We start from the raw sequence: 19,358 nt of genomic DNA on the forward strand, positions 1-19,358 counted from the left end.
TTGACACATCAAGGAGCAGACTATTCACTCATAAAAGCACAAGAAAATGCTGACGATGAAAAATAATCACATGCCAGACGAAAACAATATAGCCGACATGGTCCGCCCAACCGAGGTGAAGCATTTCGTAACATACACGATGGCGCGGGTGCAGGCAAAGCTGAATGCCCAGGGCGCGGCGATCTTAAAGCGTCATTCCAAGCTGTCGCTGGTGCAGTGGCGGGTGATCGCACTGCTAGCTTCGGGCAATTGCGACAGTCTGACGACGCTTTGCCGCCTGTCGGGTATGGACAAGGGCCAGGTCAGCCGCAAGCTGACGCAACTGGTATCTGACGGGCTCGTACGGTCACGCCTGGATGAGGAAGATCACCGTTCCCAGAAACTGTCGCTCACGGATGAGGGGCTGGTCCTTTACGATCGGATCCTGCCGATCATGCGGTCACGTCAGGCCCATATCACCGGCGAGATTTCGCAGGATGAACTGGCAATCCTGCTCGAAATGCTGGGCCGGATCGAAACAGCAGCGGATCGTCGTGATTTCTAAAGTTTAGGTTCTGGAACGCGTTGATGGGTAATCTGTTGGTGTTGATGTCCGACGAACATCAGGCAAGGGCCATGGGATGTGCCGGTCATCCCTTCGTCCAGACCCCCAACCTTGATGCGTTGGCGGCCCGCGGTCTGCGGTTCACCAATGCCTACACGCCGTCCCCCATTTGCGTACCGGCCCGATCCAGCTTTGCGACGGGGTGCTATGTCCACCAAACCCGCCTATGGGACAATGCGATGCCCTATGACGGCACTATTGCGGGCTGGGGCCATGTCCTGCAGCGGCAGGGGGTCTGCGTCGAATCCATCGGCAAGCTGCATTATCGCTCGGCGGAGGATCCCGCAGGCTTCGACCGCGAACACCTTCCCATGATGGTTGCGGATGGCGTGGGCATGGTCTGGGCCTCCATCCGCAACGAGGATGAGCGGCTCACCGACCGCCCCCGTATGCTGGGCGACTATATCGGCCCCGGGCACAGCACCTACACCGATTACGACGCCGCGGTCGTTGAACGCACAGTGCGCTGGCTGGCAGAGGCGCCGGATCAGGACTGGTGCCTTTTCGTGGGACTTGTCGCACCGCATTTCCCTCTGGTGGTCCCGCAGCGCTATTTTGACCAATACCCGGTCGATGATCTGCCACAGCCAAAGCTGCATCCGGCCACGGGATATCGCCAGCATCCCTGGATTGTCCGGCAAAACGCCATCATGGATACCGAGGCGCAGTTTGAAAGCCCGGAGGAGCGTTTGCGCGCCATGGCCAGCTATTACGGGCTGGTCACGTGGCTTGACGACAATATCGGCAAGATCCTCGACGCGCTCGATCATGCGGGATTGGCCAACGACACCACCGTCGTCTATACCTCCGACCATGGCGAAAATCTTGGTGCGCGCGGCCTTTGGGGGAAATCCAACATGTACGAGGAAAGCGCGGCGGTCCCGTTGATCCTGTCCGCGCCCCAGTGCCCGACCGGGACATGCGAGACACCGGTCAGCCTGATCGATCTCAGCCAGACAATCGCCGACACGTTCGGTGCGGCCCTGCCGCCCGCCAGCCCGGGGCGGTCGCTGCATGCCATCGCAGCGGAACCGGCCGATCCCGACCGCATCGTGTTCAGCGAATATCACGCGGCGGGCGCTGTCTCTGGCGCATTCATGCTGCGCAAGGGGCGGTGGAAGCTGATCCACTATGTCGGCTTTGCGCCTGAGCTTTTCGATCTGCAGAACGATCCGGACGAACGGATGGACCGCGCCGCCGATCCCCACTGTGCCGCGATCCTCGCCGATCTGATGGTGGCCTTGCACCGGATTTGCGACCCCGAACAGGTCGATGCCCTGGCCCATCAAGATCAGGCCGCGATGATCGCGCGATCTGGCGGGCGGGAGGTTGCCCTGACCCTTGGTGCCCCTGCGGCCACACCTCCGCCCCGGTTCACACCATGAAATTGACCTTTCTGGGGACGGGCACACCGGAACCTTATCTGCGCCGCGCATCATCCGGGTATCTGATCGAACACGGTGCTGACCGGATCCTCTTTGATTGCGGTGGCGGCGTGTTCGACAGGCTGCTCCAAGCCGGGCATCTGCCCCAAAACATCACCCATCTGGTCTTCTCGCACCTGCATTCCGATCACATGATGGATTATGCCCGCCTCGTCCACGCGGCGTGGGATGCCCGCGGCGTGCCGCTCAAGGTCTTTGGCCCGGCCCCCATGGCCCGGATCACCGAACAACTCTTTGGCCGGGACGGTGTGTTTGGCGACGACCTGCGCGCCCGCACCCAAACCGAACCCAGCCAGCAGATCTGGCTGGCGCGCGGCGGTACCCTGCCGCGCCGATGGCCCACGCCCGAGGTGGTCGAGATTGCCCCGGGTGACACCATTGCCGAGCCGGGTTGGAAACTCACCGCGGTAGAGGTGCCCCATGCCCAACCGGCCCTGATCTGCCTGGGCCTGCGCCTTGAAGCGGGTGACAAGGTATTCGCCTATTCCGGCGATGCGGCCCTGTGTGACGGGATGAAACAGTTGGCGGCCGATGCCGACCTTCTGTTGCACTGGTGTTACCGGATGGATGGAGAGGCGCTGCACCCCGCGCTCGATCCCATGGCACCCACCCCGGGGCAGATTGCGGCCATGGCCAACGCGGTCGGGGTCAAGCGTCTGCGCCTGACCCATATCCGCCCCCATATGGACCAGCCCGGCCACCACCAGGCCATGCTCGCCGCCGCCCGGCAGGTCTTTGACGGTGACCTGGCCATCGCCGAAGACCTCGACCAGATCACGCTTTAGGCCGGGGTGTCGCTCGGGGGTGACGGTTGCGGCACGCCCGGCCCCATGCCCATGTTCTTCACCAATGAAGAGGCCATTCAGGACCCTGTGACCGGGAACCCGGCCACAGTGGTTGCGGCACCGGATGTGGGATCGACAATGATCAGCTCATTGAGTTCTTGATGGCGATCAGGGGCAGACCAGTGAACCCTCTGGCACCGATAGCGCGGGTGCGCCGGGGCAAATTGGCGGTGATGCTCTCAAGCATACTGGCGTTCCACCGGGCGCCACAGTCATCCGCGATACTCCGCAGCTTGATGATCGAGAGAGGGCGGGCGGCCATGGCCACTCGGAGAGCGGCGCATGGTAAGACATCAAAGTAGGTTCGGGCAAAGCCCCCTGGGAGTCCCATGACCGCCGTACCGAGTTCGGGTTCTCTGGCGCTGCGACCGATATGGATCAGAATTTTTCTGCGGATTACGAGGTTCAGGAGGCCGATAACTCCACCATCTTTCAGGTGCTGAGCATGGGGGAACGCGGCAATCAAAATGATAAGGCGCATCCGGAAGTATTTGTGACCGCCACCAAGAAAGGTGATGACATCGTTCTGGAAAACAAGCGAAACGGTACATCTGAAGAGATTGCCCGCGCTCCCGCGGGGGCCGAGTTCCAGCTTGACGCCAAGATGCTGAAGGACCGCAACGGCAAGGCTGAGATCACGGTCAGCTTCGGTGGTGAGGTGGTCGGATTTTACAAATCGGATGAATTCGAATTCGGTTATGGTCAGAAAACAAGCCGCGACATGCGGTTCGGCGCTTATGATCACGGAGACAGCGACACCGTCATGAGCCTCGCAAATCCGGTGACGTGGAAATCATCATTCGCTTCGTGACCGGGCAAAGGAAGTGCCGATAAACGGATGCTCCAACCATTTGAGGGACGCGGGCATTCCGGTGTTTTGTAAGTGTTGCTGGCACCCCAGCCTGAGCCAGCGCAGCCCTGCATTCAGGGCTCAGGTGCTTTCTTTGATCCACTGAAATGAGCCACTCCATCCCGACGCAATGCCCGTGAAAAACTGGCATCAATGTCGGGCTTGGCCTAAATCGGATCCCGTCAAACGAACATGCGCGTCAGGCGGCAGAGAACCCCTGGTCCAGGGCCGCCACAATTTCATTCACCTGCTCGGCGGTCAGGATCAAAGGCGGCGACATGTAAAGGTTGACCCCCGACAGGCGCACCATGACCCCGGCCTGGTAGGTCGCCTCATGGACCCGGCCGATTGTCTTGGCGTCGATCGGGGTCTTGCGGTCGCGGTCGCTGACCAGTTCCAGGGCGCACATCAGTCCGTGGCCACCGCGCACATCCCCGATCAGGTCATGCTTGTCGTAAAGCGTCTTTAGCCCGGCAAACAATTCCGCCCCGCGGGCGGCGGCATTATGATGTACGTCCAGCCGTTTGGTTTCAGCCAAACAGGCCAGGGCGGCGGCCGCACCCACGGGATGGCCCGAATAGGTGTAGCCATGGCCGATCATGGCCTTGCCCGTCTCGTCCCCTTCGAACACGCTCGCGACGGCCTCACCGATCATCACTGCGCCAAACGGGAAATAGCCATTGGTGATGGCCTTGGCGGTACACATCATGTCGGGCTGTACGCCCCAATGGCGCGACCCGCTCCAATCGCCGGTGCGGCCAAAGCCGGTGATGACCTCATCCGCGATCAACAGGATGCCATGGCGGTCACAGATCTCCCGCACGCCGGGCATAAAGCTTTCATGGGGCGGGATAACGCCACCGGCGCCCAGCACCGGCTCCATGATGAAGGCCGCAATCGTGTCTGCGGACTGGAACGCAATCTCATCTTCAAGCGCGGCCAGGCAAAGCTGCGCCAACCGCGCGGGGTCGCTTTCATTGAACGGGTTGCGATAGGGGTAGGGGGCTGGGATGTGGTAACAACCGGGCAAAAGCGGCTCATAGGGCGCGCGAAAATTCGCATTGCCGTTGACCGACGCGCCGCCGAACTGCGTGCCGTGATACCCTTTTTTCAGGCTCAGGAACTTGATCCGCCCGGGATCGCCGCGCAGCTTGTGGTATTGCCGCGACAGCCGCAACGCCGTCTCGACCGAGTCCCCCCCGCCCGAGGTAAAGAATGACCGCACCATCCCGTCGGGGGCAAAGAAATCGGCCAGCACCTCCGACAGCTCGATAATCGCGTCGTTCGTGGTGCCCTTGAACGTCGAATAAAACGGCAGCCGGTCCATCTGCGCCGTGATCGCATCCTTGATCGGTTGGCAGGAAAACCCCAGATTGACGTTCCACAAACCGCCCACCGCATCGATGACGGTGTGCCCGTCAATATCGGTGATGGTGCTGCCCTCCGCCTCCACCACAATCTTGGGCGGCTGGGCGTGCATCTCGGCCGGATGCGCCATCGGGTGCCACATCTTGCGCGCATTCATTTCCTTCAGGAAGTTGGAATCTTTCATGGCCGCTCTCCCTACTTTTGTTGGCAAAGCTTAGCCGCACGGGGTCTCAAAATCCAACGCATTGCGTGCTGTGACCTGTCCTTTTGCCCTTGCATTCGGCCCGGCTCCTGTAACTTTGTCGGTGCGCCCGCAAGAAAGGCATCCCATGACCCCTGATCTGGAACAGCCCACCGTCCATCCCGCCGATGTGGAGGCCGCGTTTGACGTGATCGCCCCCCATATCCGCAAGACACCCGTTCTGGCGGTGGACCCCGCGGATTTCGGTTTGGCCGCCGGCGCGCCGCTGCAGTTCAAGCTGGAATTTCTGCAGCATTCCGGCTCCTTCAAGGCCCGCGGCGCCTTGACCAACCTGCTGACCCGGACCGTGCCCCAGGCTGGCGTGGTCGCCGCATCCGGTGGCAATCACGGTGCGGCCGTGGCCTTTGCCGCGCGACATGTGGGCCATCCGGCAAAGATCTTTGTTCCGTCCGTGGCACCCGATGGCAAAAGGGACCGGATCCGCGGATACGGTGCCGATCTGGTCATCGCCGGTGATCTTTATGACGATGCCCGGGCCGCCAGCCAGGCTTGGGCACAGCAGACCGGCGCGCTGGCGATCCATGCCTTTGATCAACCAGAAACCCTTGCTGGCCAAGGCACCGTCGCGCTGGAATTCGCTGAACAGGCGCTGCTCGACACGATCCTGGTCGCCACGGGCGGCGGCGGTCTGATCGGTGGCATGGCAGCCTACCTGCAAGGCCGGACCAAGTTGGTCAGTGTGGAGCCTGAGGCCGCCCCGACCCTCGCCCATGCCCTCGCGGCGGGCGGGCCAGTCGATGCTCCGGCCGGTGGCCTTGCCGCTGACAGCCTCGCCCCGCGCCGTATCGGAGACCGGGCCTATATTCTGGCCGCGGCCCATGTCTCCGAGGCTGTGCTGGTCCCGGATCCGGCCATCCGCGATGCGCAAATCGCCCTGTGGCAGACGCTGCGGATCGTGACCGAGCCCGGCGGGGCCGCCGCCTTTGCCGCGCTGTTGTCCGGCGCCTACAGGCCCGCCCCCGATGAACGGGTGGGGATCCTGCTTTGCGGGGCCAATACCGATGCCGTCACATTGCAGGAATAACCGATGGACTGGGATACATTCGAACATTGGAGCCTGGAATTTGCCCGCTGGTCCCGCCGCTACCGGGAGAGCTTGCGCGACCGGCCTGTCCGCCCGCCGCTGCATCCCGGTGCGACCCTGGCCCAATTGCCAGCGACCCCACCCGAACAGGGTGAAGACATGGCCACGATCTTTGCCGATTTCGAAAAGATCATCCTGCCCGGCATGACCCATTGGCAGCACCCACGTTTCTTTGCCTATTTCCCGGCCAATGCCGCCCCGGCCAGCGTGTTGGCTGAACAACTCGCCAATGCCATGGCCGCCCAATGCATGCTCTGGCAGACCTCGCCCGCCGCGACGGAGCTTGAAACCCGCATGATGGAATGGCTCGGCCAGGCCGTCGGCCTGCCCAACATGTCAGGTGTCATCCAGGACAGCGCCTCCAGCGCGACCTTGGCCGCCGTTCTGGTCATGCGCGAACGCGCCTTGGATTTCCAAGGGAACCGCACCGGTTTGGCAGGGGCGCCACGTCTGCGGATCTATTGCTCGGACGGGGTGCACAGTTCCATTGACCGTGCGCTTTGGGTGTCCGGCATCGGTACCGATAATCTGGTCCGGGTGCCAGCCACAGGTCCATTGGCGGGCATGGACCCGCCCGCCCTGGCGCAGGCCATCGCCCGTGACCGCGCCGCGGGCCACACACCCGCTGGCGTAATTCTGTCTGTCGGCGGTACCGCGATTGGTGCCACCGATCCCATCGCCGCCTGTATCGAGGTCGCAAAACAGGCCGATCTTTACACCCATATCGATGCGGCCTGGGCCGGGTCGGCCATGATCTGTCCGGAGTTCCGGCACTACTGGACTGGCGCTGAAGGCGCGGATTCCCTCGTCTTCAATCCCCATAAATGGCTGGGTGCCCAGTTCGATTGTGCCGCCCATTTCGTGGCCGATCCTGACAGCCTCCGGCGCACCCTGGCCATCAACCCGGACTTTCTGCAGACGCCGGGGGCCGAAGGGAGCGTCGATTATTCCGAATGGTCGATCCCCCTGGGCCGTCGGTTTCGCGCGCTCAAACTGTGGTTCCTGCTGCGGGTTGAGGGGGTAGAGGTCCTCCGCACCATGATCCGCACCCACGTGACCTGGGCCAAGGGTCTGCATGATCGCCTCGCAGCCTTACCGCAGATCACGATCCAGACCGCCCCCATGCTCTCCCTCTTCACCTTCCGTCACAATGAGGGCGATGCCGCCACGGCAGATCTGTTGAACCGGATCAATGCCGATGGCCGCATCTACCTGACCCAAACCACAGCCACGGGCCACACCGTGATACGCTTCCAGGCGGGCTCTTTCGAGATGACCCAGGCCGATGCCGACACGGCCTATGACGTGATAGCAGAGCTATCTGCCTAGATTTGCGGGGGCTTTGGTTTGGGTAACGAGGGCATCGCCCTCCCGGGGTGGGGGGGCGGGCGATGCCCGGCCTGTCAGCCGGGCGGACCTTCTGGCCAGCGCGTCTACCCAATTCCCAACGGCAGAGCCGTGCTGTTCTTGTGATGCCGCAGCACCAACTGGCTGGAGGAGGAGGCGACACTGGGATGGGCCAAAAGCTGATCCATCAGGAACCGTTCGAAATCCGCCACCGTCCGGCTGCGCAAGACCAGCATGTAATCCTGCTCACCGGTCACCGCAAAGCATTGCAAGATCGTGTCATGCAAATCGACAAACGCCTCAAAAGCTCGCCGTGTCTCGGGCGTTTGCGAACTGATATTCACATGGACCAGCGTACACACCCCCAGGCCCAGCTTTTCGGGGTCGAGCAGCGCAACACGGTCCCGGATCACCCCGGCGGCCTCAAGGTCCTGCATCCGGCGCCAGACAGTGGAGGCTGACAGATGCGTCGCCTCCGCCAGCTCTTTCAACGAAAGCGTCGCATCGTTTTGCAGTGTGGTGAGGATCCGGTGGTCAGCTTGGCTGAGTGATTGCGCATTTTCTTTCATATCAGCGATTATACTGGAATATCCTGATCAAAAAAAGAATGATCACGCTCTATTTCGAAGCACATTCTAAGTAATTTCGGGCCAAGCTCTGCCAACGATCAGATAGAGGAGCCGCAGATGACCCGGCCCGCTGAAAAGAACCGCTACGCCAACGCGCCCCGCAATGCGGACTACACGATTGACCAGATGTGGCACAGCTACAGCGCCGCGGAACATGACCGCTGGGATAGGCTCTATGCCAGGTCAGAGGCGATGTTGCAGGACCGCGCGGTGCTGGAATTCCTCAATGCGCTCAAAGCCCTGGACCTCAGCCAATCCGGCATTCCCGATATGGCGGAACTGAGCGACCGTCTTGAGCCGCTGACCGGTTGGCGTGTTGTGCCCGTGGTGGAACTTGTCCCCGACGCGGTCTTTTTTGACCACCTCGCCCATCGCCGGTTTCCGGCCGGGGCCTTCATCCGCCCGGAGGCCGAGTTTGATTATCTGCAAGAACCTGATATTTTCCACGATATCTTTGGCCATGTCCCGCTGCTGGCCGACCCGGCCTATGCCGATTTCATGCAAGCCTATGGTCGTGGCGGACGGCGCGCCATGTCCAGGAACATGCTGCCTAACCTCGCGCGGCTCTATTGGTACACGGTCGAGTTCGGGTTGATGCGGGCGGGGGACGGCCTCAAGATCTTTGGCGCAGGCATCTTGTCCTCAGTGGGCGAAAGCCGCTTTGCGCTGGATGATCCATCGCCTCACCGGATCGCCTTTGACCTGGATCGTGTGATGCGGACCGATTACATCATCGACGATTACCAGCAGACCTACTTCGTCATCGAAAGCTTCCAGCAATTGCTTGAGGATTGCTACGCCGATTTCACCCCGGTCTATGATCGACTGGCGGGGCAGGGCGCGATCGCACCAAATGCGACCGTGCCGTCCGATGCGGTGATCACGCCGGGCACGCTTGATTATTTCAAACAGACAAAAGGCAGTGCTGCCTGATCAGGCATAACCTGTCCCCGCGGGGACAGCGCCGATAAGTGTCCCCGCGGGGACAACCTCAAACGCGTTTTTCCGAACAATGACTGCGCCGGTCAGGTATGGGCCGGATATCAGACCGTCATGTGCCGGGCGCGGGCCCCGCGTTCGATCGCGGCGGCATGGAGGCGGTCAATGTTCAACTGGTGGCGCATCTCTTCCAGCAATCGTAATTCCCGCTGGTCCAAGCGACCATCCGCGGCGGCCACGTCACAGGCCAGGGCATAGGCGGTTTCAAACAGACGTTCGGGCAGGCATTCCTCGATCAGACCAAAAAAGGCATCGAGGCCATCGGCCTCTTCGAACAGGTCGAACACCATGCCAGACAATTGCTGCATGCGGTCCTGATCGAATTCGGCAAAAACCGGCAGGTGATCGACGACGCGCTGGATGGTCACCAGTTCCGCGGTGCGGATCGCCTCATCCGAGACCGAAATGGCGATCATCACGGCGACAAGGGCATCCTGGGGGCTGAGCGGTGGGGCGATTTCGGTCACGGGTGCACTATCCTTCCTATTCAGGCCTTACTTATTGACGCCACCCAGGCGGGGCAATAGGGAGCCATGCGCCCTTGCGGCGCAGGACGAAACGAGACGCCGGGCCATGGGGGCCTTTGGGCGATAAGGGAACGATGACGATGTCTGATCTGCGCGACGCTGCCATGAACTCCAAGGCCTGGCCCTTTGAAGAGGCGCGCAAGATCCTGAAACGGTACGAAAATGCGCCGCCCGAAAAGGGATATGTCCTGTTCGAGACGGGTTACGGCCCAAGTGGGCTGCCCCATATCGGCACATTTGGTGAGGTGGCACGAACCACGATGGTCCGCCGCGCGTTTGAGGTGCTGTCGGATATCCCGACCAAGCTGATCTGTTTCAGCGATGACCTGGACGGACTGCGCAAGGTGCCCGACAATGTGCCCAACCCCGAGGCGATGGCCGCACATTTGCAACGCCCGCTGACCAGCGTGCCCGACCCGTTCGGGGAGCAGGCGAGCTTTGGCGATTACAACAATGTCATGCTGCGCCGGTTCCTGGATACGTTCGGGTTCAACTATGAGTTCTATTCGGCCAAGGAGTTCTACACCTCGGGCCGGTTTGACGCGACGCTGAAGCTGGCCTGCGAGCGCTATGACGAGGTCATGGCCGTGATGCTGAAAAGCCTGCGCGAAGAACGCCAGCAGACCTATTCGATCTTTTTGCCCATCCATCCGGAGACGGGGCGGGTTCTGTACGTGCCGATCAAGCATGTGGACCGCGACGCCTATACTGTGACCTTTGATGATGAGGAGGGTCGCGAATGGACCCTGCCTGTCACCGGGGGCAATGTGAAATTCCAGTGGAAGCCGGATTTTGGCGCGCGCTGGGCTGCGCTGGGCGTGGATTTTGAGCCCTATGGCAAGGAACACGCCCCTAACACCCCGATCTATTCCAAGATCTGCCGGATCCTGGGCGGCACCCCGCCCGAGGTCTATACCTATGAATTGTTCCTGGATGAGAACGGCGAGAAGATCTCAAAATCCAAGGGCAACGGCGTGTCGATGGATCAATGGCTGAGCTATGCCAGTGCCGAGAGCCTTGCCTACTTTATGTTCCAGAAGCCGCGCACGGCCAAGCGGATGCATTTTGATGTGATCCCGAAAGCGGTAGATGAATACCACCAACAGCTGCGGGCCTATGCGGAGGAGGAGACAGCCCAGCGGGTGAACAACCCGGTATTTCATATCCACGGGCATAATGTGCCGGCGTCGAACATGGTGGTGCCGTTTGCGATGTTGCTGAACCTGGCCAGCGTGTCAGCGGCAGAGGACAAGGCGCAGCTTTGGGGATTTATCCAGCGCTATGCACCCGATGCGGCGCCAGAAACCCACCCGGATCTGGATGCCGCGGCCGGGTTTGCGGTGCGGTATTACAATGACTTTGTGAAGCCGCAAAAAACCTTTCGCGCGCCGGATGATCGGGAACGCGCGGCGATGGCCGATCTGGCCCAACGGCTGAAAGCGTGGGATGGCGGGCTGGATGCGGAAGCCCTGCAATCCGAGGTCTTTGCCGTCGGCAAGGCCCACGGTTTCGAGCCCCTGCGCGACTGGTTCAAGGCGCTTTACGAGGTTTTGCTGGGTGCCAGTCAGGGGCCGCGTTTCGGTGGTTTCATCGCGCTTTACGGCATCGATGAGACCATCGCGCTGATCCAGGATGGCCTGGACGGGCAATTGGCAGCTTAGCGGTTCCAGTGGGCCTGGCTGGGCTGCGACCCTCGCCTGCCCGGAGGGTGTAATCCGTCACATAGTCGTTTCGAAAGTCTGGTTTGGGTTGCATCGGGCGCTGTACTGTACGGCGACGATGCGTATCGGCTATGGTCGGTAGAACCCTGGGGGAGGACGACGCATGAGGCATATCGCCTTGACGACTGCAATTCTGGCTGCGACGGCGGCAACACATCTTTCGGCGCAGAACAGGATCGATGGGCAATCCCCCGACGCCCCGGAATTGTCCGCCTATGGCGATCTGCCGGTGGGCGTGCGCCAGATCGATCTGGTGAACCCGGATCAGATCGACATTCTGGCCATCGATCCCGCGGGTGAGCCGCCTGCCGAGCTGCCGCGGTATGACCGGCCGCTGACGGTCGAGATGTGGTATCCGGCGGCGGATGGCGCGACCGGTGACACGTCGTTGAACGCCTATCTGCGCGACGGTGTGACGGAAGTGACCCTTGAGGGGCGGGCGATGCGCGATGCCGCCCCGGCCGAGGCCGAAGAACCCTATCCCCTGCTGTTGATGAGCCACGGCTACCCGGGCAACCGTTTTTTGATGTCCCATCTGGCGGAAAACATCGCTTCCAAGGGATATGTGGTGGCGTCGATCGACCACACCGATTCGACGTATCGGACCCAGGATGCGTTTGGATCGACCCTGGTGAACCGGTCGCTGGACCAACTGTTTGTGCTGGACCAGATGGCCCAGATGAACGGCGATGCGGCGTCTGGCATGGCGGGCATGATCGATGCGGATAACACCGCTGTGCTGGGCTATTCCATGGGCGGCTATGGCGCGATCATCACGGCAGGCGGTGGCGTGACCGAGACATCGGTGGGCTATCCCTGGGGTGGGCCGCAAGGCACGCTTGGCATCCACCAGCAAGGCAGCGAAACCCATGAGGCGCTGCCGGATCCGCGGATCAAGACCGCAGTCGCCATCGGGCCCTGGGGCATGAATACTGGCTTTTGGGATGCCGAGGGGCTGGCCGGGATCGAGATCCCGATGCTGTTCATCGCGGGATCCGAAGACGACGTCTCGCTTTACGAAGATGGCGTGCGGGCGATCTGGGAAGGCGCCACGGGCGTGGACCGGTCCCTGCTGACATTTGATGGCGGTGGCCACAACACGGCCGCCCCGATCCCTGCCCCCGAGGAGAGTTTTTACTTTAACGAGGCGCTTGGGTTCGACATTTCGGAGCATTACGTCGACGCGGTCTGGGATTCGGTGTTCATGAACAATGTGGCCCAGCATTTCGTGACCGCGTGGCTGGATGCCGAATTGAAGGGCCAGGAGGACAAGACCGCGTTTCTGGACCTGCTTGATATTGGCAGCGATGGTGTGTGGTCCCTGAACGACGATGGCACATTCGGCGACGACCACACCTATTGGGCGGGCTTTGGCGAAGGCACGGCTGACGGGCTGCGGTTTGAACGACTTGCCGCCGCACCGGCCCCTATTCCGCTGCCGGCCTCGGTCTGGATTCTGGGGCTGGCCCTGGGCGGGCTGGGGGCCATGCGGTATCGGCGCCGCCCGTCCGCCTGACCTGCCATTGCCATCACGCGAAAAGGGCACCCGAAGGTGCCCTTTTGTGCCTGTATGGTCGTCTGCCTTTAGACGCCCGCCGCTGCTGCGTCGTTATTGAGGCCGCCGCGGGCAATCGTGACGCTTTCGTTGTCGAAGGTGCGTAGGGACAGCACCAACGGATCCTTGCTGTAGCCCAGGGCCTGTTCTTCGAGGATGCCGATGGCGATCTTTTCGCCCATGCGGAGGCTATCATAGTAGTCGGAGTAGTAATGCACCCCGGCCATGTTGCGCCCGATGGAGATGTTGGCGGCCAGCTTGTTCAACTCACCTTCGAGGGTGAGTGGGGTGTCGGTGTGTTCCTTCACCAAGGCGGATCCATCAAAGTTGGTCACGTATTGAACGGCGCTATCGCCGGGTGCCTTCCGCTTGAAGCGGATCGCACCGTCGGCGGTTTCGTAGAGCGCCACATCATGCGCCGTCTCGCCGATATCAAAAAAGGCCTTGAGCATCGTCACACAGGCGCCGGCCACGGTTGCATGGCCCGCACCATAGGTCGGATGCATGGGTGACCCTTCCTGGAAGGCCATGGGCAGAAGCGGCAGATCCGAACCACCGCGCGCCGCATTGCGGGTGCGAACCACCTGAACAACCTCGCCGATGGTTTTGGCGAAGTCCTGGAACAGGGTGCCATGGCCGATCGCCGCGTCCACAGCCGGAGCGCAGGCCACGCGAGCGGCCAGAACCTCGGGCCGGGCGCGCAGGTGGATGTTGAACTTCTGGTAGCGGACGGCTTTGAGGCCGCGGGTCGCCACTTCGGTCAACAGGCTCAGGATATGGGGGCCACCGAACAGCGCAAAGCCGGTGGTTGACGGTCGGTCGCCCGTATCTTGCGTGGCACCCCCCGCCAGATGCGTGAAGTTGACATCAAGCGGTGCGCCCATGCCAAGCAGGATCAGGCAGGCATTCAGATAGGCCTGATAAAGCGCATCGTCATGGACATAGGTGGCCAGATCGCGGGGTGTGTGAATAAACCGCGTGCCCTGGTCGAACAACGTGGCGTTGTCGCGCGTATCGGCACCGTCCTGCACCCGCCGCCATTGATCGATGTCGATCATGTAGTCGGGGTTGAAGGACGCATCCGCTGGATCTTCGGGCCGGGTCCGCTTGACCCGCTGGTCGATGGTCTGGCTGCCGAACGCAATCTGACCGTCCGCCGGATCGCCGTTCCCGATCAGCATGAACTGCGACAGGTAGGGGCCGATATCGGTCTTGGGCGAGGAGCCGCGGAAGACCGTTCCCGGTGTCAGGTCGCCATTGGCCGCACCAAAGGAGGGCCGGGTCTGATTTGACCGGACGACGCCATGCCGGTTCAGCTTGACCAGGCGTGCCACCGTGGCCGCCACGCGGGGATCGGCGCTGCCCGATTGCAGGCTGTTGAACGGCACGTCGCGCAGGATGGCCAGCTCATACACCTCTGCCATTTCGAGGGCCAGTTCCTTGAAGGCGGCGTCATCAGCCCCGCCTGACAGACCGGGTGCGGCCTGCATGGTCACAGCCTGGGCATCGGGACCTTCGAGGTCGAACACACTGCCTGCCGTGGGGGCTTCCCATTGCCGGCGCGGTTTGCGTGTGCCTGCGGCGTCGATGGGTGGATCCCGGTCGAGGGTCAACCCGGCTGCTTCGAAGTTCGCGATCAATGCGGAATTGACCGCGGCGCGGAACGCCTTGAATGTTTCGATATCGGCAACCATCCCGGTTTCGGGATCATGGGTGAGGCCCTTGGTAAAGCTCATCGGTGCCAGGTGTTTTTGCAGAAAATGCGCTTCGTCCTCATTTGGGACATGCAGGCTGTTGGGTCGTACCTGATCGACGGCCTGTTGCGCGCGGGCGGCGGCAACGTGAGCGGCGTCGATCCTAAATGCTTTGGATTCCTTGATACGCTGATCGTCTTTTGACGCGGGTAGGCGTTGGTCCATAATAGTCTCCGAAAAAAATGGTCGTTTTCTAACAGGTCAACAATACCTGACTTAACGATATTTTTGTCGCCTCAGCGTGTGGAATTAACGGCTGTTTCACGCCGGAAATTCTGTTTTCACGTCCATCTCTTGGACCCGGCGATGCAATTGACAGTGGGGCACGGCAATCTAATTGCATTGGCACCATTGGAGAGAAAAGAATGCGTAGATTGGTTGGAGTGATTCTACTGGGATTGACATTGGCGTCATCCGCCTGGGCCAATGACGCGCAACGCGGTGCCGTGACCGGTGTGATCCAAAGCCAGATCGATGCCTTTATGGAGGATGATTTTGACCGGGCCTTTACCTTTGCCTCCCCCAATATCCGCGGATTGTTCGGCACACCCGACAACTTTGAGCGGATGGTCAAACAGGGCTATCCCATGGTGTGGCGGCCTGCCGATGTGTCCTATGGGCAAACCGAAAACGGAGAGGGGCGTGTATTGCAGAATGTTGTGATCCGCGATGCCGATGGCGTGGTCCATGTTCTGGAATATGAGATGATCCCGGCCTCTGGCAGTTGGCAGATCAACGGCGTGCGCTTGGTGAAGGCCGCCGAACTGGGCGCCTGATGTGACGGACTTGCCGATGCTTTCGCCGGAGAACGTGCAGGACTATCCCCGCCCACCCCGGTTGGAGCCGGTGCCCCAGACTTTGCGCATTTTGTTGGATGGCCGCGTCATTGCCGAGACGCGCCGGGCCTGGCGAGTGTTGGAGACGCATCACGCGCCGACCTATTACATCCCGCTTGCCGATATTGCGGACGATGCCCTGGTGCCCGCGACCGGCGGCAGCTTTTGTGAATGGAAAGGTCGGGCGCAATATTGGGACGTCCGGTCCGGTGCGCAGATACGGTCGGGGGCGGCCTGGAGTTATCCCAAACCCACGCGGTCTTTTCTGCAGATCGCCGACCATGTCTCTTTCTACGCCAGTCAGATGGAGGCCTGTTTCGTGGGTGAGGTTCAGGTGACGGCGCAGCCGGGCGACTTTTACGGCGGCTGGGTGACACCGAACCTGACGGGGACCATCAAGGGCTGGCCGGGCACCGAAGGCTGGTGATAGTGCGTGGCCCTAGAGCCCCAGATCGGTGGGCGTCAGATGAAACGCCTTGCCGAAGCCGCCATTCAGATAGGCCTCACTGACCGCGAACCTGACAAAGGCGAAATCCGCGAAATCGACATAGAGCGTCGCCTTGGGAGTGGCGGACAGGTAATGCGCGCGCAAGGCGTCATGGCCCCGCGCCCCCTTGCGAATGAAGGTGGCGCGGGCCTGGAGGGTCAGCCGGGGATGGGTGAGCGGATCGCCCCGCTCCCCCGGTTCGCCCACCAGGATCGAGCATTGTGGATCATGTACCAGCGCCTTGGTATGGGCCGACAGATCACTGATGAGGGTCAGCGGCTCCCTGTCTGGCGTGGTGGCGAAGGCGATACGACTGACCATGGGCGCCCCGGTTTCCGGCATCAAAACGGCAAGTGCCGCATATTTGGTCTGGCGGATCAGCCCCTGGGCCAGGTGCCGTGCATCATCATCCGTGGGGCGGATCGGAGAGGGGTCGGGGTTGGGCATGGCGCACCTCCTTTGAGAGGCGAGATAACCCATATCGCCGCCGCCGCAACGGGCCGATGCCTCAAAGACAGTACCCGATGTCAGCCATTGGCAGAGACGGGCAGGGGGATCATGTCCTCCCCTTCATCCTCCCGCATCACGATCCGCGCCACTAGGACGCCGATGGTCACGAAGGCTGCCCCGTAAAATACCGCGATTGACAGCCAGATCCCCAGACCGGCAATGACGCTGCAGAGCGCCGCGCAAAACCCAACCAAGCTGGCAATGCTCACATATCCCAGAACCATGATCCCACTCCTCTCACCAACGCACCCCTGCGTGCTGTCAGGTTGGGTGGAAAAGTTTAACGGGATTTTAAGTCCGGCAGCGCCGTCAGGGTTTTATCAGGACTGGTGAAGAAAATGTAAACGCCGTCAGCCGCTTTCGGGTGCTGTGGCCATGATCTCGTCCAGCTGCTGGGCGATCCAGCCCACGGGGATGAAATGACCGCGCGGATGCAGGTCGAGCGTCACCTGGCCGCTGTCGCAGGTCCACTGGATGCGGCTGAACAGATCCTTGCCCTTGGGCGCGGTCCATTGCCCCAGATCGGTGCCCGCGCCACAACCAAAGGCGCGCCGCCACAACGCCACGGGATGGGTCGTGTCGCCACCGGGGCCGTAGGGGAAATCCATCACCGTGTCCTTCAGGCCGTGGACATGGCGCACCTCCCCCGGTGTGTTCACGCAGCTTTCGCGCTGATCCAGTGTGCCGGCCACGGCCAGCAGCGCGGCGATGGGTGTGTCGCTGTCGCAGGCAAAGCGCCAGGCCATGGCCGAGCCAAAGGAATAGCCGGAGATATAGATGCGGCTGCGATCGATCGGGTAGCGTTTGGCAGCATCTTCCAGCACCGCCTCGGCAAAGGTGGTGTCGTTGGACCCTGCGCGCCAGAAATCCCAGGTGCGCCCCCGGCCATTGGGACCCAGCAGCAGCACGCCGCGCGGCACTGTGGCCCCGGCGATCCGGCTGTGTTTGACGGTCAGCGTGCCCTGTCGCCCCCAGCCATGGAAATGCAGCATGACGGGCAGGGGGGTGATGCCATCCCAGCCATCCGGTTCCTTGACGTGATAGGAGCGGTCGCCGATGTAGCAGGGCTCCTGTTCGACACAGGCGACGGCCATGGTGGCCATCAGGGTCAGCAAAAACGCAAGGGTCAGACGCATGAAACAGGGCCTCAAACTGGTGTTATTGCAATCCTAGAAGGCGGCGCAGCGGGCCACCAGTCACTTTGGCGTTGCCTTTGCGTGAAGGTTTGTGGCTGATCCAGGTGCCCAGCACGATTTTGGTCTGGGATGTGTCGCCAAACCGTTGTGCAACCCCCGCCTTCAACGCGAGGTTGGGATGGGCCTGCCAGACCAGGGAGGCCTCGACCTCCGTCTCGACATCCAGCCCATGGTCAAGGCGCAGTTGGCCGATGGCCTTCCACCGCTGGCCCAGATTGCGGCCATAGGTACCTTCCAGCCGTGTGGTGGTGTCACCGTCCAGCCATTCGACCGACCCTTCGAGCTGTGCCCAGCCTTTCGGCAGCCCGCGCCCCCAGGCGAGCCCGGCGCGGTAAAGTGGCGTGATGTCCAGATCCTGCACATCCGCTCCCAGCGACAGTTCGGCGGCGAATTTGTTCATGGCGTCCGGTTTGGACAAGGGAAAGCGCACAAAGATCCGACCGGCGCCGCGATAGCGCAGCAGATGCAGCGCATCGACGTCGATCCAGGCATCGGCGCCAAAGGTCAGCTTGGGCCGGACCCCGTATTCGGCATAAAGCGCGCCGGTCTGCTGATCCCCGTCCAGCGTGGCCTCGCCCGAGACAAAGAACGCCCCATGCTCCTGCGGCCATGCCCCCGCCAGGGCAACCGCCGGGCACAGCCAAAAGAGAAGAACCAAGACACGCCACATGCCCGATGCTATGCTGATCGCGTGTTAAGATTGGCTTAACCGTGTTTCGACCCGTAACGAGTGGAAGGGACTGACAATGTTTCGAGCATTGCTTTTGGCCGCGGCCGTATTGACCGGCGGAGCCGCCCAGGCGCAGGAATTATTGGCGGGCTATTATACAAGCATCCGCGCGGAAGATTTCTATAATTCCCGCGGGGTCCGGTTGACAAAGGTTGAGGATATCATACAGCAGGACCGTGCCAATTTCCACCGGTTCGGCATCCGCCATGACGGGATCAGTCCGATCCGTTCTTTGGCAACCGCGCCACCCGCGCCCGCATCCCCAACCTCTATTACAATGGCCCCGGCACCGAGGCCTATATCGTGCAAGCATTGAGAGAAGGCCGCAGGAAATACCTCTATATCCGCATCTTCGGCCAAAACGGGGTGCCCCAATACATCATCGTCGGAGAAGGCGCGGGATAAGCCGTATGTGAAAGGTTAATAACGCCTAGCTATTTGCTTATTTACGGGCACCGACGAAAATGCCTGTCATTACCATTCCATCTAGGGTCAGGACCCATTGATTTCCTTTGAGCGGGATGATTCACCGGTCGAAAATCGAGTGGTGATATGATCGATCTATATTGGCTGGATGACGCGCAAATGGCGCGTCTTGAACCCTACTTT

At 61.4% G+C, this 19,358-nt stretch carries 20 protein-coding genes; 11 read left to right on the plus strand and 9 right to left on the minus strand.

Going from position 1 to position 19,358, the window contains the following annotated elements:
- The first annotated feature begins 46 nt into the window (after positions 1–46).
- From IU397_RS17325 to IU397_RS17335, 3 genes are read left to right on the plus strand one after another with little or no spacing between them, the layout of a single operon-like run.
- Positions 47–544, plus strand: a complete 498-nt coding sequence (locus IU397_RS17325; RefSeq protein ID WP_204416183.1) for a MarR family winged helix-turn-helix transcriptional regulator — start codon at positions 47–49, stop codon at positions 542–544.
- 23 nt (positions 545–567) lie between these two features.
- Positions 568–1,989 (plus strand): sulfatase-like hydrolase/transferase, encoded by a 1,422-nt coding sequence (locus IU397_RS17330; protein ID WP_204416185.1) that lies wholly within the window; start codon positions 568–570, stop codon positions 1,987–1,989.
- On the plus strand, positions 1,986–2,834 hold the full coding sequence (locus IU397_RS17335) for an MBL fold metallo-hydrolase (protein ID WP_204416187.1): 849 nt from the start codon (positions 1,986–1,988) through the stop codon (positions 2,832–2,834). The genes IU397_RS17330 and IU397_RS17335 overlap by 4 nt, the downstream gene beginning before the upstream one ends.
- Before the next feature lie 142 nt (positions 2,835–2,976).
- Here IU397_RS17335 and IU397_RS17340 read toward each other — a convergent pair whose 3' ends face one another.
- Positions 2,977–3,156 carry a hypothetical protein gene (locus IU397_RS17340; RefSeq protein ID WP_204416189.1) on the minus strand — a complete coding sequence of 60 codons (180 nt, stop codon included), beginning with the start codon at positions 3,154–3,156 and terminating at the stop codon, positions 2,977–2,979.
- 183 nt (positions 3,157–3,339) lie between these two features.
- On the opposite strand from IU397_RS17340, the gene IU397_RS17345 reads away from it, so the two are divergent.
- Positions 3,340–3,705, plus strand: coding sequence for a hypothetical protein (locus IU397_RS17345; protein ID WP_204416191.1), 366 nt, complete (start codon positions 3,340–3,342; stop codon positions 3,703–3,705).
- Between the two features lie 238 nt (positions 3,706–3,943).
- Here IU397_RS17345 and IU397_RS17350 read toward each other — a convergent pair whose 3' ends face one another.
- Positions 3,944–5,296: an aspartate aminotransferase family protein gene (locus tag IU397_RS17350; RefSeq protein ID WP_204416193.1), complete on the minus strand. Its 1,353-nt coding sequence runs from the start codon at positions 5,294–5,296 to the stop codon at positions 3,944–3,946.
- A gap of 145 nt (positions 5,297–5,441) precedes the next feature.
- Between IU397_RS17350 and IU397_RS17355 the strand changes: the two genes are divergently transcribed.
- Positions 5,442–6,398 carry a threonine/serine dehydratase gene (locus IU397_RS17355; RefSeq protein WP_204416195.1) on the plus strand — a complete coding sequence of 319 codons (957 nt, stop codon included), beginning with the start codon at positions 5,442–5,444 and terminating at the stop codon, positions 6,396–6,398.
- 3 nt (positions 6,399–6,401) lie between these two features.
- Positions 6,402–7,787: a pyridoxal-dependent decarboxylase gene (locus tag IU397_RS17360; protein WP_204416197.1), complete on the plus strand. Its 1,386-nt coding sequence runs from the start codon at positions 6,402–6,404 to the stop codon at positions 7,785–7,787.
- 104 nt (positions 7,788–7,891) lie between these two features.
- Here the strand turns inward: IU397_RS17360 and IU397_RS17365 are convergent, their stop codons facing one another.
- On the minus strand, positions 7,892–8,374 hold the full coding sequence (locus IU397_RS17365; RefSeq protein ID WP_204416199.1) for an Lrp/AsnC family transcriptional regulator: 483 nt from the start codon (positions 8,372–8,374) through the stop codon (positions 7,892–7,894).
- 117 nt (positions 8,375–8,491) lie between these two features.
- Between IU397_RS17365 and phhA the strand changes: the two genes are divergently transcribed.
- Positions 8,492–9,367: a phenylalanine 4-monooxygenase gene (gene phhA / locus IU397_RS17370; protein ID WP_204416201.1), complete on the plus strand. Its 876-nt coding sequence runs from the start codon at positions 8,492–8,494 to the stop codon at positions 9,365–9,367.
- Between the two features lie 110 nt (positions 9,368–9,477).
- Here phhA and IU397_RS17375 read toward each other — a convergent pair whose 3' ends face one another.
- On the minus strand, positions 9,478–9,900 hold the full coding sequence (locus IU397_RS17375; protein ID WP_204416203.1) for a tellurite resistance TerB family protein: 423 nt from the start codon (positions 9,898–9,900) through the stop codon (positions 9,478–9,480).
- Between the two features lie 140 nt (positions 9,901–10,040).
- On the opposite strand from IU397_RS17375, the gene IU397_RS17380 reads away from it, so the two are divergent.
- Complete coding sequence (locus IU397_RS17380; protein WP_204416205.1) at positions 10,041–11,621, plus strand: lysine--tRNA ligase; 1,581 nt, start codon at positions 10,041–10,043, stop codon at positions 11,619–11,621.
- 163 nt (positions 11,622–11,784) lie between these two features.
- A complete protein-coding gene (locus IU397_RS17385; protein WP_204416207.1) occupies positions 11,785–13,197 on the plus strand; it encodes a VPLPA-CTERM sorting domain-containing protein in 1,413 nt (470 codons plus the stop codon).
- 68 nt (positions 13,198–13,265) lie between these two features.
- Here the strand turns inward: IU397_RS17385 and IU397_RS17390 are convergent, their stop codons facing one another.
- A complete protein-coding gene (locus IU397_RS17390) occupies positions 13,266–15,155 on the minus strand; it encodes a vanadium-dependent haloperoxidase (RefSeq protein ID WP_204416209.1) in 1,890 nt (629 codons plus the stop codon).
- A 200-nt stretch (positions 15,156–15,355) separates the two neighbouring features.
- Here IU397_RS17390 and IU397_RS17395 point away from each other — a divergent pair, with 200 nt between their 5' ends.
- Together IU397_RS17395 and IU397_RS17400 are read left to right on the plus strand one after the other, a co-directional pair.
- Entirely contained in the window at positions 15,356–15,766 is a 411-nt protein-coding gene (locus tag IU397_RS17395; protein ID WP_204416211.1) for a DUF4864 domain-containing protein, read from the plus strand.
- A 16-nt stretch (positions 15,767–15,782) separates the two neighbouring features.
- Positions 15,783–16,253: a DUF427 domain-containing protein gene (locus IU397_RS17400; RefSeq protein WP_204416213.1), complete on the plus strand. Its 471-nt coding sequence runs from the start codon at positions 15,783–15,785 to the stop codon at positions 16,251–16,253.
- A gap of 12 nt (positions 16,254–16,265) precedes the next feature.
- Here IU397_RS17400 and IU397_RS17405 read toward each other — a convergent pair whose 3' ends face one another.
- The 4 genes from IU397_RS17405 to IU397_RS17420 all read right to left on the minus strand — a co-directional run bounded on the left by IU397_RS17405 (position 16,266) and on the right by IU397_RS17420 (position 18,689).
- Positions 16,266–16,760, minus strand: coding sequence for a HugZ family protein (locus IU397_RS17405; protein WP_204416215.1), 495 nt, complete (start codon positions 16,758–16,760; stop codon positions 16,266–16,268).
- 80 nt (positions 16,761–16,840) lie between these two features.
- Positions 16,841–17,047, minus strand: coding sequence for a hypothetical protein (locus IU397_RS17410; RefSeq protein ID WP_204416217.1), 207 nt, complete (start codon positions 17,045–17,047; stop codon positions 16,841–16,843).
- 126 nt (positions 17,048–17,173) lie between these two features.
- Positions 17,174–17,959 carry a PHB depolymerase family esterase gene (locus IU397_RS17415; protein ID WP_204416219.1) on the minus strand — a complete coding sequence of 262 codons (786 nt, stop codon included), beginning with the start codon at positions 17,957–17,959 and terminating at the stop codon, positions 17,174–17,176.
- A 22-nt stretch (positions 17,960–17,981) separates the two neighbouring features.
- Positions 17,982–18,689, minus strand: a complete 708-nt coding sequence (locus tag IU397_RS17420) for a hypothetical protein (RefSeq protein WP_204416221.1) — start codon at positions 18,687–18,689, stop codon at positions 17,982–17,984.
- Between the last annotated feature and the right edge of the window lie 669 nt (positions 18,690–19,358).

Origin of the sequence: Actibacterium sp. 188UL27-1 (assembly GCF_016901225.1) — a bacterium.
GTDB lineage: Bacteria > Pseudomonadota > Alphaproteobacteria > Rhodobacterales > Rhodobacteraceae > 188UL27-1.